A 14843-nucleotide genomic window follows, 5' to 3' on the forward strand; every position below is an offset into this window, starting at 1 on the left:
GCCGGCAGCTCAACGCAGCGTGAGTTGACGGCCGAGCAGCCCCTGCCGGGACCTGCGGGCGTCGGCGTCGAGCGGTCCGGTCTCGGCCAGGGCGTCGGCGTACCGCTTCGCGAAGTCGGCGACCGGCTGTTCCCAGTCACCCGCCGGAATCTCCTCGGGCAGATCCCAGACCGGTACCAGCCGCCCGTGGGCCCGGAACATGCCGGCGAGGCGGGTCTGGCCGCCGAGGGTCAGCGAGCCGGCCGCACCGAGCCGGGCCAGCGCGTCCAGGGCGGCCTCCTCGCCCTCGGGCAGCACCCAGCGGACGTGCGCCTTGTCCGTCACCCGGCACCAGTACGCCGCCCGAGCGGCCGTCAGCCGCACCGTCGGATAGATCGCCGCGTTCGCCCGCTCCAGCGAGGCTCGCACGGTCGGATCCTCGGCTGCCTCCGGAGCCAGCCAGAACTCGAACCCCTCGTGCAGGCTGATCTCCAACGGGCCGTCGACCAGGATGTCCTGCAAGCGGGGGCCCGGTCCGGGCAGCGGCGGCACCGCGACCTGCGCGCCGGGGGCGGTACGCAGTGCGCAGAGCAGCGACTCGGCCAGGTCGCGGGAGACGTCACCGGAATGAAGATGACGCTGCAGCCCGATGAAGATGTGACCGTCGTTCCGGCACATCGCGGGAGCGGCCATCGGCAGCACGGTGGCCAGTGTGACCGGCCGGTCGCCGTGCTCGTCCACGAGCGTCGGGGCCAGCCGCAGCGGGGCGGAGGCGGCCGGGACGAGCTCTCGCAGGGCGATCCATTCGGGCTCGTCGACAAGCCCCTCGAAGGGGCGGGGAACGAAGACGTCCCGGATCCGTTCCCGCTTACCGGACGCGGCGGCGGACCTCTGGTTCTTTCGACGCTTGCTCACGGCGACACAGCCTAGAGCCATCCGGTGGGCGGTGGGGGTCGGACCCACCCATGCCCTGACAGCGGGTCGACCTACCGAACGCAGCCGGTGGCCGCCAGCGCGGGCCGGTCACCCACCGGGTCGAAGTCGGCCCAGACGCTCTGCCCGAGCCCGTCGCGTTCCACGCCCCAACTGGTAGCCAGGCCGGAGACGATGTGTAGGCCCCGTCCGTCGGCAGCGTCCGGGTCCGGTGGGCGGATCTGCGGGACACCCGCAGCCCCGCCGTCGGTGACCCGAAGCCGGAGCTGCGGACCCTCGGGTGTCTGGCGCAGCCGCCAGGCGACCCGGACCACGCCACCCGGTAGCGGGCCGGCATGCCGGACCGCGTTGCCGACCAGCTCGGCCAGGACCGCCACCAGATCAGCGAGCATCGCCGGGGAGACGGCCCCGGCCAGCTCGGCGGCGAGCCGGTGCCGGGCGATCCGCGCTCCGCTGGCATGGTGTGGCACCACCACGCACCACGACTGTTCGACAGCTCTCGTCGCCACCTCTACCTCTCTCCCGCCCGTGACCCCCACTGTCACCTGCGGGGCAGCCGCACCTCTGCGACCGTACCCCCACCGCTTCTCGGTCGAAGGAATACCCACCCATTCTGCTGTTCAACGATCCGACGGACGAGATAGAGGCCGAGACCGGTGCCGGGATACCGACGCCGGTCACCGGATTCGCCTTGCCAGAACCGGTCGAAGGCCCGTTCCACGTGCTCCGGACGTACACCGATGCCCCGGTCGGCGACCCGGAAGCAGACGGTCCGGTCGTCGGCGCCCGCGGTGACGTCGATCGGGGAGTCGGGTGGGGAGTACTTGCCGGCGTTGGTGACGAGTTCGGTGAGCACGGTGGCCAGGCTCTGACGATGCCCGATCGTCCGCGGCAACTCGGTAGGTACCTCGAGGGTCGTCCGTCGACGCAGATCCGCAGGCAGGTCGGCGAGCGCGCCCCGCAGCGTCTCGGCAAGATCGAAGGGGGCCGGCGGCCCGTCGCCAGGCCACGCCTCGGCTGCGGAGCAGAGCAGGCGGTCGAGCAGCCGGGCCAGCTCGTTGGCCCGTTGGCCGATGATCCGGGCCGCCTGCCGCCGGTCGGTCTCGCCGAGCGAGTCCCAGTGGTCGGTCAGGGTGTCCGCGAAGCCCTTGATCACAGTCACCGGGGTGCGCAGTTCATGACTGGTGACCGCCACGAAGAGATCCCGTTCGTGGTCGTGCCGCTGCTGATCGGTGATGTCATGGAAGGTGACCACCCGCAGGGCGCCGTCACCCGGCAGCGCACCCGAGGTGATCCGTAGCCAGCGCCCATTCGGTAGACGATGGTCGAGAACCTGTCCGGACGGCGGGAGGGGAAAGGGCAGCGGCTGGTTGATCGCCTCTGCGGTGGACCGACCGGTCACCTGTGCGGCGGCCGGGTTCCAGAGCCGAACGTGGGTCTCGCGGTCGATCACGGCCAGCCCGTCGGCGAGCGCCGCGACCACCGGCCCGTCGCCGTGCACCGGCAGGCCGCTCTGGTCGCCGTACATGTGGGCGATGCAGGAGCCGACGAATCCGACCACCACGCACTGCTCGTCGGTGGGTGTCTCGTCGTCGGCTCGGTAGAGCGCATGCAGACTTCCGACGGTGTGGCCGCCGATCTCGGCCCGGGAGACGACCATGCGGCACAAGCCGCGCTCGGCCAGTTCACCTGCGAGCGGGCCGGTGAACCGATCGGTTCGTACGCACTGCACCCGGGGACCGGCGAGCAGGCAACTGGTGGTGGGATCGTTCGCGGGCAGCGGTCGGCCGACGGTCCACTCGGCGGCGCCGGTGGCGGCTATCACCCGACCGCCGGTGGGGGCGAACTCCACGAACGCCATCCCGGCCGCCCCGAGTGCCGGTTGGGCGACCCGGAGCAGTTGATTCAGTACCGGCAGACCCGCGTCACCGGAATTGATCATCTCGATGACGTCGGTGTGCCCGGCGAGGAGAGCCGAGTAGTCGATGCGGTCCGGCATGAGCCGAGTGTGCCTGCCTCCCGTCTTGGGCGGCAGACCCGGCCAGGTCGTGTTCACCGACGTAGCCGGGCGATAGCCTGCGCCGGGCGGTCGGTGATCACACCCTCCACCCTGCCGCCAGCGCGAGGTCGAGGTCGGCCGGTTCGTTCACGGTCCACACGTAGATCTGGTTTCCGGCCGCCCGCAGCGCCGGCACCAGAGCGGGGCGATCAGACGCCGCTCCACGTCACCGCCGAAACGGGACGGATGTCTGGTCTCCTGGCCTGGCACGGCTCGCGGCTACAGCACCCGGCCCGGCTGCCCGTCGGAGCCGAGCACCGGCCGTCCGGCCGCCGCCCAGTCGCCCATTCCGCCGGCGACGTTGCTCACCTGTTCCCAGCCGTTGCGGAGCAGATAGGCGACGACCTGGGCGGATCGTCCGCCGGAACGGCAGATGACGGCCACGTCGCGGTCCGTCGGCACCTCGGCCAGACGGGCCGGTAGTTCCATCATCGGCAGGTGGTGGGCGTTGGGGGCGTGACCGGCGGTCCACTCGTCGTTCTCCCGGACGTCGAGCAGGTACGTCCGATCGTCGATATCTGAGACGGTCACGGTGGGTATCTGGGGTCCGATCACGGGTACCAAGCCTAGAGCCCCGGTGCGTGGCTGCCAGCAAACCGCCCCGCGGTCTCCGGCCGGGCCGCTCCAGCGGCCGGTCAGAGCCGGGTCACTTGCGAGAGGAAATCACCTCGGGGTTGTGGAAGACGAACTCGGCGAGCTCGTCCTTCCGGATGGCCTGGAACATTTCCAGGGTCTGTTCGCTGAGCGCCTCGGTGCCGTTGCCCTTGGCGTTGTAGGTGCCGCCGTTGGTCTTCAGCATGATCAGCTCGTTGCCGGTGACTCCGCGCATGGTGAACACGAAATCCTCCACCGGCACACCCCCGGTGTCCAGGATGAACGCCTTACCGGCCGCCTTGACCAGCTGGTTGAGCTTGACCGGGTTGGTCAGACTCCCGTCCTGGGTCGCCTTCTTGGCCATCGCCTTGATCAGCTGCTGCTGGTTCTGTTGGCGGTCGTAGTCGCTGTTCTTGAGGCCGTACCGTTGACGGGAGAAGTCCAGGGCCGCCCAGCCCTCCATTTCCTGGCAGCCTTTCTTGTGCACCACTGGGGTACGCGGCTTACCGGTCTTCTTGGCGTCCGCGTTCCACATCGGCTTGCCGTCGACGTACGACATGTGGATCGAGGTGACGTCCTGTTTCGGGCAGATGCGCACGGAGCCGAGGGCGTCGATCACGTTCTTGAAGCCGCCGAAGTTGATGATCGCCGCGCCGTCGAAGCTGACCCCGGTCATCGCCTTGAGGGTCTGCGCCATCAACTGGGCGCCGCCCTCCCAGCCGCCGCCGTTCTGCGCGCCGGCCTGGAACGCTGCGTTGATCTTACCGACGCCACCGGGATAACGGGTCTGCTCGAAGGCCGGAATCCGCGCCTCGGTGTCACGCGGGATCGAGATGAGGTACGCCTGGTCGTGGGTGGCCGGGATGTGCAGCACGATGATGCTGTCCGCACGCACGTCGTCAGCTGCCCACCGCTCTCGGGCATCGACGCCCAGCAGCAGCATGTCGATCGGGCCCTTGAGGTCGGATCCGCCTTCGGCGGAGGTTTTGCCGGCGCCGCCGAGCAGGTTCTGCTGGGAGATGCTGCCGGTCGCCTGACTGATCACCGCTTTGCTGCCGACGATCGCCACACCGCTGGTCATCATCAGTGCAGCGCCGAGAATCACGGTGAGCCGGGCCCAGAGCGGGTCCTTTCGCCGAGAGCGACTCTTGCCGTGGCCGTCCGCGCCGCTGGGTGGCTGGGCGACGGACGCGCGCGGCGGCTCAAGCAGGGAGGGGCTCTGAACCGGCATGCGTGCTCCAGCTCGTTACGCAGAAGGGGGCGGAAACACTTTACGTTCGCGTTCTGGTGCAGGCGAGTTCGCGTCGTGTCCAATTCACGTTCTCTACCGCGTCATCCTGCTGAAATGACCGATCGTCCACAGCTAAGTGGACGATCGGTCGTCGTCGCTCGTGCTCAGCCGTTGCCGGTGGTCGATTGCTCGTTGGCCCGCATCCAGTCACCCATGGTGTCCCCGGCCATCGCCCGGTACATGGTCAGTGCCTTCTCCCGGTCGGAGACGACCACCGATTCACCGTTGATGTTCTGGCTGCCCAGGTGCGGGCTGGTGACGAAGGTCAGGTTCTCGCCGCGCAGGTTGCGGAACTGCACCGCCATGTCGGTGAGCGAGAAACCGGCGTCGACCGTGACCGCCTCGGTCACCGACTGGAGGAAGGCGTTGAGCTTCTTCGGGTTGGTGAGCGTGCCCGTGCTCGCAGCCTTGTCCATCAGTGCCCGGAGGAATTCCTGCTGGTGGCGCATCCGGGCGAAGTCACCGTCGGGAAACTGCTTGCGCTGACGGATCCAGTCCAGGGCTTCGGCACCGTTCATGGTGTTGGTGCCCTTGGTGAACTTCCGGTACGGCTTGTGGATCGAGGTGATGGTCCGCTCCACCTCCAGGTCCACCCCGCCGAGGGCATCGGTGACCTGCTTGAATCCGGCGAAGTCGATCGCCATCACGTGATCGATGTGCACGTCGGTGAAACACTCGACCGTGCGTACCGCCAAGGGCAGTCCACCGAACGCGAACGCTGCGTTGATCTTCCGTCGTTGGCCCGTCTCACACCCCGCACCGGCGCTCTCCGGGATCGGCACGTACAGGTCCCGGGGGATGGAGACGAGGTAAGCCTGCTCGTGGTCGGCCGGGACGTGCATGACGATGATCGTGTCGGCCCGCCACTCACCGGCCCGGTCCATCGGTGCGTCCGGATCCCGCGAGTCGGTGCCCACCAGCAGGATGTTCAGCGCGCCGTTCACCGCCTTGGCCGGCCGGCCACCGGTGATCTCCGAGAACGGGTCCGTCCGGGCCATGTTGTTGTCGAGGCTACGGGCGTAGAACCAGGCACCCGCCCCGCCGACCAAGGCCAGCACCAGCACCACGACTCCGGCCACCAGCGCGACACGGCGCCACTGCGGTCGCCTTCGTGGCGCCGGACCGCCACCGGGACCGCCCGGACCGAACGGACCCCGTGGTCCTCCCGGGCCGCCCGGAGAAAGCCGCTCATCGTCGTACGCCGGCTGCCGTCGGGTGTCGCCCGGCCTGCCCGCCCGGCCTGCGCGTCCCGGGCCCGGTACGGCCGCCCGGCCGGCGCCGCGATGCAGGTGGAGGGCCGGTAGCGCGGCGGAGAAGGTCGCTGACATGTAACTCAATGTACGCAGCGCGAGCCAGTCTCGCCCCTACCGATGGTGCGCCGCCGGTGACAACTACCCCAGCCGCTTGCGGAAGTGCTCGATGGTGCGCCGCAGCCCCTCCTCGGGAGCGACGGTCGGCTGGTAGCCGAGCGTCTTCCGGGCGAGGGCGAGATCCGGACGACGCATCTCCGGATCGTCGGCGCTACGCGTGACGTAGGTCACCTCAGATTGGCTGCCGCAGAGCGAGACGACCGTTTCGGCCAGCTCCCGCATGCTCATCTCGTGCTCGGTGCCGCAGTTCACCGGCCCGCTCTCGGTCGAGTCCAGCAGCAGCAGGATGCCCCGCACCAGGTCGGCGACGTAGCAGATGGAACGGGTTTGGTCGCCGGTGCCGTGCACGGTGATCGGCTCGCCGCGCAGCGCCTGGGAGATGAAGGTCGGGATGGCCCGCCCGTCGTCCGGTCGCATCCTCGGTCCGTAGGTGTTGAAGATACGCACGATCGCGGTGTCCACGCCCCGGCTGCGGCGGTACGCCATCGTCGCGGCCTCCGAGAAGCGCTTCGCCTCGTCGTAGACGCTGCGGATGCCGACGGGGTTCACGTTGCCCCAGTACGTCTCCCGCTGCGGGTGCTCCTTCGGGTCGCCGTACGCCTCGGAGGTGGAGGCGAGCAGGAACCGGGCACCGTCGGCGGCAGCGCGTTCCAGCAGGTGCAGGGTGGCCACCGAGCCGACCCGCAGGATCTCCACCGGCAGCTTCTCGAAGTCCGTCGGGCTGGCCGGCGAGGCCATGTGCAGGATCGCGTCGAACCGCTCCGCCAAGGCCGGGTGGTTGGGCAGCCCATCGGAGATGTCGGCCTCCACCAAGGTGAAGGTCGGCTCGTCGAGCAGGTGCGCGACGTTCCCCCGGGACCCGGTGACGAAGTTGTCGAGAGCGACGACCGTGCAGCCACGCTCGATCACGGAATCCACCAGGTGCGACGGAACGAAACCGGCACCGCCGGTGACCAGGACCCGGTGACCGGGACCGAAGCGCTGCTCAACCTTCATGACTGGTCAGCCTAAAGGAGGGGGTTTACGGACCGTCGTAACGGTCACGCCAGTTCCCGGTAGCGCCCCCGATGGTGCAGCAGGGGCTCGGTGTCGTCGGTCAGCTCCACGCGCTCTACGGTCGCCTCCACCAGCAGACCCCAGCCGTACTCCCGGGCCCCGTCGAGGCGGCAACCGGCCCAGCCGCCCGCGTCGTTCGGCACCGGCCCGTAGGGCGTGTCGAGCCAGTCGCCGATGGCGAAGAGGCCGCCCGGCGAGGGAAACAGACCGGCGAATCGGTCGGCGAGCTGCCGGTGGGGCGGACCGAGCGGGGTCACGGCGAAACAGCCGGCGGCCTCGACCGCCGCCCACAGCTCCGACTCGACGTCGACCAGCCCGAGCAGCCGGCCCGGCTCGCCCTCCGCGACGAGCGTCGACGACACCGTCAGTCCTGCGGGCCCGGGCGCCGTCCAGAGGGTCACCGGCGCGGCGAGTCGGCCTCGCAGCCGGCGTACGGGCGAGCGGTTCTCGGCCGGTGCGGCGAACGGGTCGGTGTGGTGGATCCGGGCACCCGGCTCATGATTCACGTGAAACATTGTGACCCCCCGTCCGCCCGGTTCAACCGACCCGGGCCGGTCCGTCGTGAATACGGCCTGTCGCCGTATCCCCCGGATGTGATATCACGACATGTCGCATCCGGTGCGGCGTCAGCGGCGGGGTGTGACCATGGCGAGCAGCTCGGGTTGACGGCGGTCCAACACGTCGCCCGCCAGGTAGGTGCCGAGCAGCAACGCGCCGACGCCATAGGCCACGCCCAGCGGCAGGCCCAGCCAAACCCAGGTGTCGCCGAGCAGACCCGCAGCGAGCACCATCGGGACGGCGAGCACGCCCGTGACAATCATGGCCAGAATGGTGAGCAGCCCCTTGACCAGCCCGGCCCCACTGTTCATCGCGAACGGGTTACTCGTCTCCGGCAACGCGTAGGCGCCGAGTACCGAGACGAACGAGTTGACCGCCAGCCCGGCACCGTAGGTGGCGACAAGTGCACCGGCCATGAAACCGACCCACGTCGGCTCACCGAGCACGAGTGCGATCACCACGGCCACCATCGCGAGCAACGGCAGCACATAGAGCGAGAACGCCGTCGCCCGAGCGCGCAACTCCAGCCGACCCGGGACCCCGGACACCACGTTCGCCGCGTACGCGCTGCCGTCAAACCCGAACTGGTTCGCCAGGGTCACCGCGGCAAGGAGCCCGACGAAGAGCATGGAGAGACTGACCAGCACCGGTGACGACTCTCCGGCAGGGCTGAAACTTTGGTCGCTGTCGAGAGTGAAGCCCTGCCCACCGAAGTTGACCATCACCGGTACGAAGAGACCGACCACCGCAATGGTGATCAGGTTGGCGCGGCGTCGGACGTCCCGCCACCAGTAACGCGCTTCCCTGGCGACCAGGGCGCCAAAACGGTCCCGGTGAAGCCAGCCGACAGCCCGGGGGAAGAGTTGGGCCACCGAGCCGCCGGTGACTCCGGGTCTCGCGCGGGCCGGTCCGCCGCCCACCGCGCCCACCGCGCCCACCATCGCGGACTCCAGCGAGCGTGACCACCAGGCCAGCAACGCGACGATCGTCACCACGGTGATCAGCAATTTCACGGGTGCGGCCCAGGGGCGACCCTGCGCCACGTCGATACCCGCCGTCCACGGGGCGCCGAACGGGGTCCAGCCGATCACCGTCGCCACCCCGACGAGCCGATCCCAGTCGGTGTCCTCGAGGGCGGCCAACCCGGCGAGCTGCAACGGACCGAGTAGGGCGGCGAGTACCGCGAGCAGGACGGCAGCCAGGTCACGCACCCGGCGGGAGCGCAGCATGGTGGCGAATGCGCTGGTCACCGCCCGGGCGGCTGCCACGCATAGCAGCAACCCGCAGACCACCCCGACGACCGTGACAAACGCGGCCGACCAGCCGCCGAACACTGCGGCGGTGACGACCAGGCCGGAGAGGGCGAGCAGCACGGCGACCGCGGGTACGCTCACCAACGCCGCCGCGAACAGTCCCGTGACCAAGGTACGTCGGGACAGCGGCAGCAGCGCGAACCGGGCCGGGTCGAGGGTCTCGTCGACGCCGAAGAAGACAAGCGGCAGCAACAGCCAACCGAGCACCGTCAACCCGCCCGCGAAGGCGGCGACCAGCAGGGCGTACCGGTCGTCGCCGACCAGCCCGGGAGCCGCCAGACCGAAGAAGGCACCGACCGCGAACCAGAGCCCGACCAGTGAGCCGACCAGGAACAGCGCCACCCGCCAGCCCTGGCCGTGAAAATTGTTGCCCATCACGCGCAGCTTGAGCCGGACGAAGTGACGCGCCGACACCGGCCGCACCGGGCCCGCCGGTAGGGTCACCGGGACAGCCACGCCAACTCCTCACCGGTTGCGGTACGTCCGCCCACCACCTCGACGAATACCTCCTCCAGCGAGCGGTCACCGCGTACCTGCTCCAGCGTGCCGACCCGCTTGATGGTGCCTCCGGCGAGGATCGCCACATGTGAGCAGAGCCGCTGCACGACCTCCATGACGTGGCTGGAGAAGACCACCGTCCCGCCGCCGGCAACGTACCGCTGCAGGATGTCCCGGATGAGCGCCGCCGAAACCGGATCGACCGCCTCGAACGGTTCGTCGAGCACCAGCAGCCGGGGGCCGTGCAACAACGCACAGGCCAGGCCGATCTTCTTCCTCATACCGGCGGAGTAGTCGACGACGAGCGTCCGGCCGGCATCGGCGAGAGCCAGCACGTCGAGCAACTCCGCCGCCCGCCTGTCGACGACGGCCGGGTCCATGCCGCGCAGCAGACCGTGGTAGGCGAGCAGCTCGGCTCCGCTGAGCCGGTCGAAAAGGCGTACCCCGTCGGGCATGGCGCCGAGCAACTGCTTGGCGGTCACCGGGTCGACCCACACGTCGTGGCCGAGCACCCAGGCGCCGCCAGCGGTGGGGCGCAGCAGCCCCACCGCCATCGACAGGGTGGTGGTCTTGCCGGCGCCGTTGGGTCCGAGTAGCCCGTAGAACGAGCCGGCGGGAACGTCGAGATCAACGCCGGTCACCGCGACCTTGCCGTCGAAGCTCTTGACCAGGCCGCGTAGCGCCAGCGCCGGATACTCAGCAGTCATGCGCCGACCGTATCCCGTGCCGGCCAACCCGCCGCCCCGCCCGAAGGAGGAGCCGCAGCTCATCCCCGAGTCGGAGGCCGCAGTCGCGCCGGTGACCGGAAGCATCGACGCGAACCGACACCCCCAGCCGGTGACAGGGAATCGTCGCAGTGACCGCAGACGCAGGGGAAGGGCCTCTCCTCACGAGCGGAGGGCGTCGGGGGCGTGCAGGCGGAGCATGGTCCGGCCGATGTCGGCAGGGGCGCGGCGGCGGGTGGCCATCGAGACCGCGATCATCACCGTGAAAGCCAGCGGTACCGTCCAGGCGGCCGGCTGGGCGACGAGGGTTGCGGGCCAACCGGTCATGGCCGGGCCGAGGACGACGACCAGGACCGACGTCACCGCGGCACCGCCGCCGACGAGGATGCCGACGGCCGCACCCGCATCGGTAAGACCTCGCCACCAGATGCCGAGCACCAGCAGTGGGCAGAAGCTGGACGCCGCCACCGCGAACGCCAGGCCCACCACCTGCGAGACGTCCAGACCCGAAACGTTGAGGGAGAGGACCGTCGGCACCACCCCGGCGATCACTGTGGCCAGCCGGAAGCCGCGCACCGAACCCCGACCGAGCACGTCGGTGGAGATCACCCCGGCGACGCTTGTCAGCAGCCCGGACGAGGTGGACAGGAAGGCAGCGAACGCTCCTGCGGCGACCAGTGCAGCCAGTAGGCGGCCGGTGGTTCCGGCGCCGAGCGCCGCCGCGGGTAGCAGCACCACCACCGCGTCGGTCTGCCCAGTGACCAGCAGTTGCGGTGTGTAGATCCGGCCCAACACGCCGTAGATGGTGGGTAGCAGGTAGAAGACCCCGACCAGCGCCAGCACCACCAGGGTGGTCCGGCGTGCGGCGGCCCCGTCGGGGTTGGTGTAGAAGCGCACGAGCACGTGCGGCAGTCCCATGGTGCCCAGGAAAGTGGCCAGGATCAGCGAGTACGTGCCGAACAACCCCCGGTCGTCGGAACCGGCGTCGCTTGGTAGCAGCCAGTCGGCGGCCCCGTTGGCCACCCCGGAAACGTCCGGCACCGGTTCGCCTTCGGTGAAGCTCAGCTCGTCACCGGGTCGTACCTGCAGGGTCTGGCCGTCGGCGAGGGTGAGCACGGCCTGCTGCTCGACCACGACGGTGGTCGCCGTCCGGAACGTGGCCCCGTCCGGCGGGGTCACCGCCGGACGGCCGTCGGCCTGCCACTGCAGGGCCAGGAACATCGCCGGTACGGCGAGCGCGGTCAGCTTCAGCCAGTACTGGAACGCCTGCACGAAGGTGACCGCCCGCATCCCGCCCAATGCCACGTTCGCGGTCACCACGGCGGCCACCACGAGCGCGCCGACCGGGTACGGCGAGCCGGCAAGCGTGGCCAGTGTCAGGCCGGCACCCTGCAACTGAGGCACCAGGTAGAGCCAGCCGATGAAGATCACGAAGACGGTGGCGAGGGTCCGTAGCCGGCGGGACCCGAGCCGCACCTCACAGAAGTCGGGCAGGGTGAACGCGCCGGACCGGCGCAGCGGTGCGGCCACGAACAGCAGCAGGGCCAGGTAGCCGGCGGCGAACCCGACCGGGTACCAGAGCACGTCCACGCCGTACTTGAGGATCAGCCCGGCGACGCCGAGGAAGCTCGCCGCCGACAGGTACTCGCCGCCGATCGCGGCAGCGTTCCAGGTGGGGCTGACCACCCGGGAGGCGACCAGGAAATCGGAGGTGGTGCGGGCCAGCCGCAGCCCGTAGAAACCGATGGCGACGGTGACCAGGGTGACCGCCACGATCGCCGGTACGACGAGATCGTTGCCCACGTCAGCGCTCCGGCCGGTGGACCAGGTCGGTGAAATCCTGCTCGTTGCGTTCGGTCAGGCGGACGTACGTCCACCCGACGGCGACGAGGAACGGGAACGAGAGCACCCCGAGCAGCAGCCACGGCAGGTTGACGCCGAGTACGGTCATCCGGCCGACGGAGGGTGCGACGGCGAACAGCCAGGGCAGCCCGCCCAGCCCGACCATCACCACCGCCGACAGCTGCAGGGCCAGCGCCAGCTGCGCGCGGACCAGACCGCGGACGAGCGCCTCACCGACCCGGGTCTGCTGGGTCAGTTCGGTGTGGGTGCCGGCGGGCCAGCGCGACCGGCGGGACACCTCGGCCAGCACCACCCGGGTACGCGGCGGCGGCCCGGAGCCGGGCGCGGCCGGGGACGGCGCCGGCCGGCCGGATTCCGGCAGAGGATCCTCGGCGGCCATCTCGGCAGTCTCGTCCGCCGGACAGGAATGTCAAGCGGGCTGTGGATATCTTGTGGATAACGAGGTGGAGCTGTGGACAACCGCTGGCCCGGGGCGGCAGGCGCCCCCGGGCCATGCCGTCAGCTGGTCGGATGACCAGATCGGCGGTCATGGGACCCGATGCGGGCACGGTGAACCGGTCAGCGGCTCCACTCCTGCTTGGCGGCGCGGACCAGCTTGTCCTTCAACTCGCGGGTGTGCCGGCGGCTCACCGGCAGCTCGGTACCGTCGACCACCACCACGTAACCGGAGTTGACCAGGCGCAGTTCGGCGATCAGCCGCAGCCGCACCAGGTACGACCGGTGGATCCGGACGAACCCGGCGTCGGCCCACCGTTCGGCGAGCGTGGCCAGCGGCACCCGCACCAGGTGCGACCCGTCCGCTGTGTGCAGCCTGGCGTAGTCGCCCTGTGCCTCGACCCACCGGACAGCGGACCGGGGCAGCATCCGGGTGGTGCCGGCCAGCTCGACCGGGATGGTGGGATCCACCTCGGCCCGGGCCAGCGCGGCGGGATGGCTCGGCACGACCCGGGAGCCGACCACGCGGCGCAGCGCCTCGGCCAGCCGCTCCGCACGTACCGGCTTGCGCACGTAGTCGGTGGCACCCACGTCGAAGGCGTCGGCTGCGCCGTCGTCGTACGCGGTGACGAAGACGATCGCCGGAGGCCGGGCGAAACGGCGCAGCACCCGGGCCAGCTCCATGCCGTCGAGGCCGGGCATCCGGATGTCCAGGAAGACCACGTCCACGTCGTCGTCTCGGAGCACCCGCAGTGCCTCGGTGGCGTCGCCGGCAGTGTGCAACCGGGCCACCCGAGAATCGGCCCGCAGGTGGTACGCCAACTCGTCCAGCGCCGGTGGCTCGTCGTCCACCGCCAGCACCCGCAGGAAACCGGTGACGGGGGTCGGGCCGGCGCCGGTCACGAACCGGCCCGTACACCGGGGTGGAACTTCGGCACCCGCATGCTCACCTTCGTGCCCGAGCCGACACCGGTGTCGACGACCAGGCCGAAGCCGTCACCGAAGACCGAGCGCAGACGCTCGTCGACGTTCGACAGGCCGACGTGCTGTCCCGGATCGTCACCCGGGTCGCCGCTCGACCCGGCCAGTTCGGCGATCCCCGCGGTGAGCGTGGCGGGATCCATGCCCACTCCGTCGTCCTCCACCGTTATGTGGCATTCGGCGCCCGCGTCCCGGGCCTCGATGCTCACCATGCCCGTGCCCGGCTTACGCGACAACCCGTGGCGTACCGCGTTCTCGACAAGTGGTTGCAGGCACAGGAACGGCAGGGTCACCGGCAGCACCTCGGGGGCGATCTGAAGCCGCACCTGGAGCCGGTCACCGAACCTGGCCCGTTCGATGGTCAGGTAGCGGTCGATCGAACGCAGTTCCTCGGCCAGCGTGGTGAACTCCCCATGTGCCCGGAAGGAGTAGCGGGTGAACTCGGCGAACTCCAGGATCAGCTCCCGGGCCCGCTCCGGATCGGTGCGGACGAAGGAGCCGATCGCGGTCAGCGCGTTGTAGATGAAGTGAGGGCTGATCTGGGCACGCAGCGCGCGTACCTCGGCCCGGGCCAGGCGTTCCCGGGACGAGTCCAACTCGGCCAGCGCCAGCTGGCTGCCGGCCCAGTGCGCGGTCTCCAGGGTGGCCTGGACCAGACCGGGTGCCGGTGCACCGTCGGTGACGGCGACAAGCGCACCGGTGATCCGGCCCGACGCACCGCCGAGTGGTGCCACCACCGCACCGCGGACCGGGCAGTCGATCCGGTCGCAGGTCAGCTCCGCCTCCCCGAGCACGGTGGAGCGCTCGGAGGCGATCACCCGCCGGGCGGCGGCACGCAACTGCTTCCGGTGGTGCGCGCCGCGTCCGTCGAGCGCGAGCAGGTCGGCGGTGTCGGCCAACGCCAGCCCTTCCGCGCCGACCAGGGTACGCAGGTGACGGGCGGCCTTCGCCGCGCCGGCCGGGTTCAGCCCGGCCCGCAGCGGTTCGGCCGCCAGCCCGGCGGTGTGCAGCACCTCGTAGGTGGCCCGTTGCCCGGGGGTGGCGATGCCGCGCCGCCCCCGCAGCCGGCCGACCGCGTACAACGCCCCGGCCAGCACGCTGACCAGGGAGAAGACGCCGATCACGGCAGAGATGCTGCCACCCACGTCGACGATCCTGCTGGCTGCGGACGCTGCGGGGAAGGGGTGG

Annotated in this window: 14 protein-coding genes and 1 pseudogene; all 15 read right to left on the reverse strand. The window is 70.2% G+C overall.

What is annotated here, in order from left to right:
- Positions 1–9 precede the first annotated feature (9 nt).
- The gene (locus HCA58_RS06895) at positions 10–894 is read right to left on the reverse strand and encodes a DUF5926 family protein (protein ID WP_169596903.1); all 885 of its coding nucleotides are present in this window, start codon (positions 892–894) and stop codon (positions 10–12) included.
- Positions 895–965: 71 nt separating this feature from the next.
- Complete coding sequence (locus tag HCA58_RS06900; RefSeq protein ID WP_169596904.1) at positions 966–1421, reverse strand: ATP-binding protein; 456 nt, start codon at positions 1419–1421, stop codon at positions 966–968.
- 32 nt (positions 1422–1453) lie between these two features.
- On the reverse strand, positions 1454–2911 hold the full coding sequence (locus HCA58_RS06905; protein ID WP_169596905.1) for a PAS domain-containing sensor histidine kinase: 1458 nt from the start codon (positions 2909–2911) through the stop codon (positions 1454–1456).
- A gap of 53 nt (positions 2912–2964) precedes the next feature.
- A pseudogene (locus HCA58_RS06910) lies at positions 2965–3116 on the reverse strand (glycerophosphodiester phosphodiesterase family protein); the annotation flags it as partial.
- A gap of 74 nt (positions 3117–3190) precedes the next feature.
- Positions 3191–3526 (reverse strand): rhodanese-like domain-containing protein, encoded by a 336-nt coding sequence (locus tag HCA58_RS06915; RefSeq protein WP_169596906.1) that lies wholly within the window; start codon positions 3524–3526, stop codon positions 3191–3193.
- A gap of 91 nt (positions 3527–3617) precedes the next feature.
- Complete coding sequence (locus tag HCA58_RS06920) at positions 3618–4796, reverse strand: LCP family protein (RefSeq protein WP_169596907.1); 1179 nt, start codon at positions 4794–4796, stop codon at positions 3618–3620.
- Positions 4797–4960: 164 nt separating this feature from the next.
- Positions 4961–6184, reverse strand: a complete 1224-nt coding sequence (locus tag HCA58_RS06925) for an LCP family protein (protein ID WP_169596908.1) — start codon at positions 6182–6184, stop codon at positions 4961–4963.
- Positions 6185–6247: 63 nt separating this feature from the next.
- Positions 6248–7222: an NAD-dependent epimerase/dehydratase family protein gene (locus HCA58_RS06930; protein ID WP_169596909.1), complete on the reverse strand. Its 975-nt coding sequence runs from the start codon at positions 7220–7222 to the stop codon at positions 6248–6250.
- 44 nt (positions 7223–7266) lie between these two features.
- Complete coding sequence (locus HCA58_RS06935) at positions 7267–7797, reverse strand: flavin reductase family protein (RefSeq protein ID WP_169596910.1); 531 nt, start codon at positions 7795–7797, stop codon at positions 7267–7269.
- Between the two features lie 111 nt (positions 7798–7908).
- A complete protein-coding gene (locus HCA58_RS06940) occupies positions 7909–9609 on the reverse strand; it encodes an ABC transporter permease (protein WP_169596911.1) in 1701 nt (566 codons plus the stop codon).
- The gene (locus tag HCA58_RS06945; RefSeq protein WP_169596912.1) at positions 9594–10358 is read right to left on the reverse strand and encodes an ABC transporter ATP-binding protein; all 765 of its coding nucleotides are present in this window, start codon (positions 10356–10358) and stop codon (positions 9594–9596) included. Before HCA58_RS06945 ends, HCA58_RS06940 begins: the two co-directional genes overlap by 16 nt.
- Positions 10359–10538: 180 nt before the next feature.
- Positions 10539–12179 carry a cation acetate symporter gene (locus HCA58_RS06950; protein ID WP_169596913.1) on the reverse strand — a complete coding sequence of 547 codons (1641 nt, stop codon included), beginning with the start codon at positions 12177–12179 and terminating at the stop codon, positions 10539–10541.
- A gap of 1 nt (position 12180) precedes the next feature.
- Positions 12181–12618, reverse strand: coding sequence for a hypothetical protein (locus HCA58_RS06955; RefSeq protein ID WP_240955584.1), 438 nt, complete (start codon positions 12616–12618; stop codon positions 12181–12183).
- 179 nt (positions 12619–12797) lie between these two features.
- Positions 12798–13577 carry a LytTR family DNA-binding domain-containing protein gene (locus HCA58_RS06960; RefSeq protein ID WP_169596914.1) on the reverse strand — a complete coding sequence of 260 codons (780 nt, stop codon included), beginning with the start codon at positions 13575–13577 and terminating at the stop codon, positions 12798–12800.
- Positions 13574–14800 carry a histidine kinase gene (locus HCA58_RS06965; protein ID WP_169596915.1) on the reverse strand — a complete coding sequence of 409 codons (1227 nt, stop codon included), beginning with the start codon at positions 14798–14800 and terminating at the stop codon, positions 13574–13576. The genes HCA58_RS06960 and HCA58_RS06965 overlap by 4 nt, the downstream gene beginning before the upstream one ends.
- Positions 14801–14843 lie beyond the last annotated feature (43 nt).

The organism is Micromonospora sp. HNM0581, from assembly GCF_012726175.1.
Classification (GTDB): domain Bacteria; phylum Actinomycetota; class Actinomycetes; order Mycobacteriales; family Micromonosporaceae; genus Micromonospora.

Bases quoted from the DNA above. Each gene is read 5' to 3' on its own strand.
- HCA58_RS06905 (WP_169596905.1), bottom strand. From the start codon at position 2,911: ATGCCGGACCGCATCGACTACTCGGCTCTCCTCGCCGGGCACACCGAC.
- HCA58_RS06920 (WP_169596907.1), bottom strand. From the start codon at position 4,796: ATGCCGGTTCAGAGCCCCTCCCTGCTTGAGCCGCCGCGCGCGTCCGTC.
- HCA58_RS06925 (WP_169596908.1), bottom strand. From the start codon at position 6,184: ATGTCAGCGACCTTCTCCGCCGCGCTACCGGCCCTCCACCTGCATCGC.
- HCA58_RS06930 (WP_169596909.1), bottom strand. From the start codon at position 7,222: ATGAAGGTTGAGCAGCGCTTCGGTCCCGGTCACCGGGTCCTGGTCACC.
- HCA58_RS06935 (WP_169596910.1), bottom strand. From the start codon at position 7,797: ATGTTTCACGTGAATCATGAGCCGGGTGCCCGGATCCACCACACCGAC.
- HCA58_RS06945 (WP_169596912.1), bottom strand. From the start codon at position 10,358: ATGACTGCTGAGTATCCGGCGCTGGCGCTACGCGGCCTGGTCAAGAGC.
- HCA58_RS06955 (WP_240955584.1), bottom strand. From the start codon at position 12,618: ATGGCCGCCGAGGATCCTCTGCCGGAATCCGGCCGGCCGGCGCCGTCC.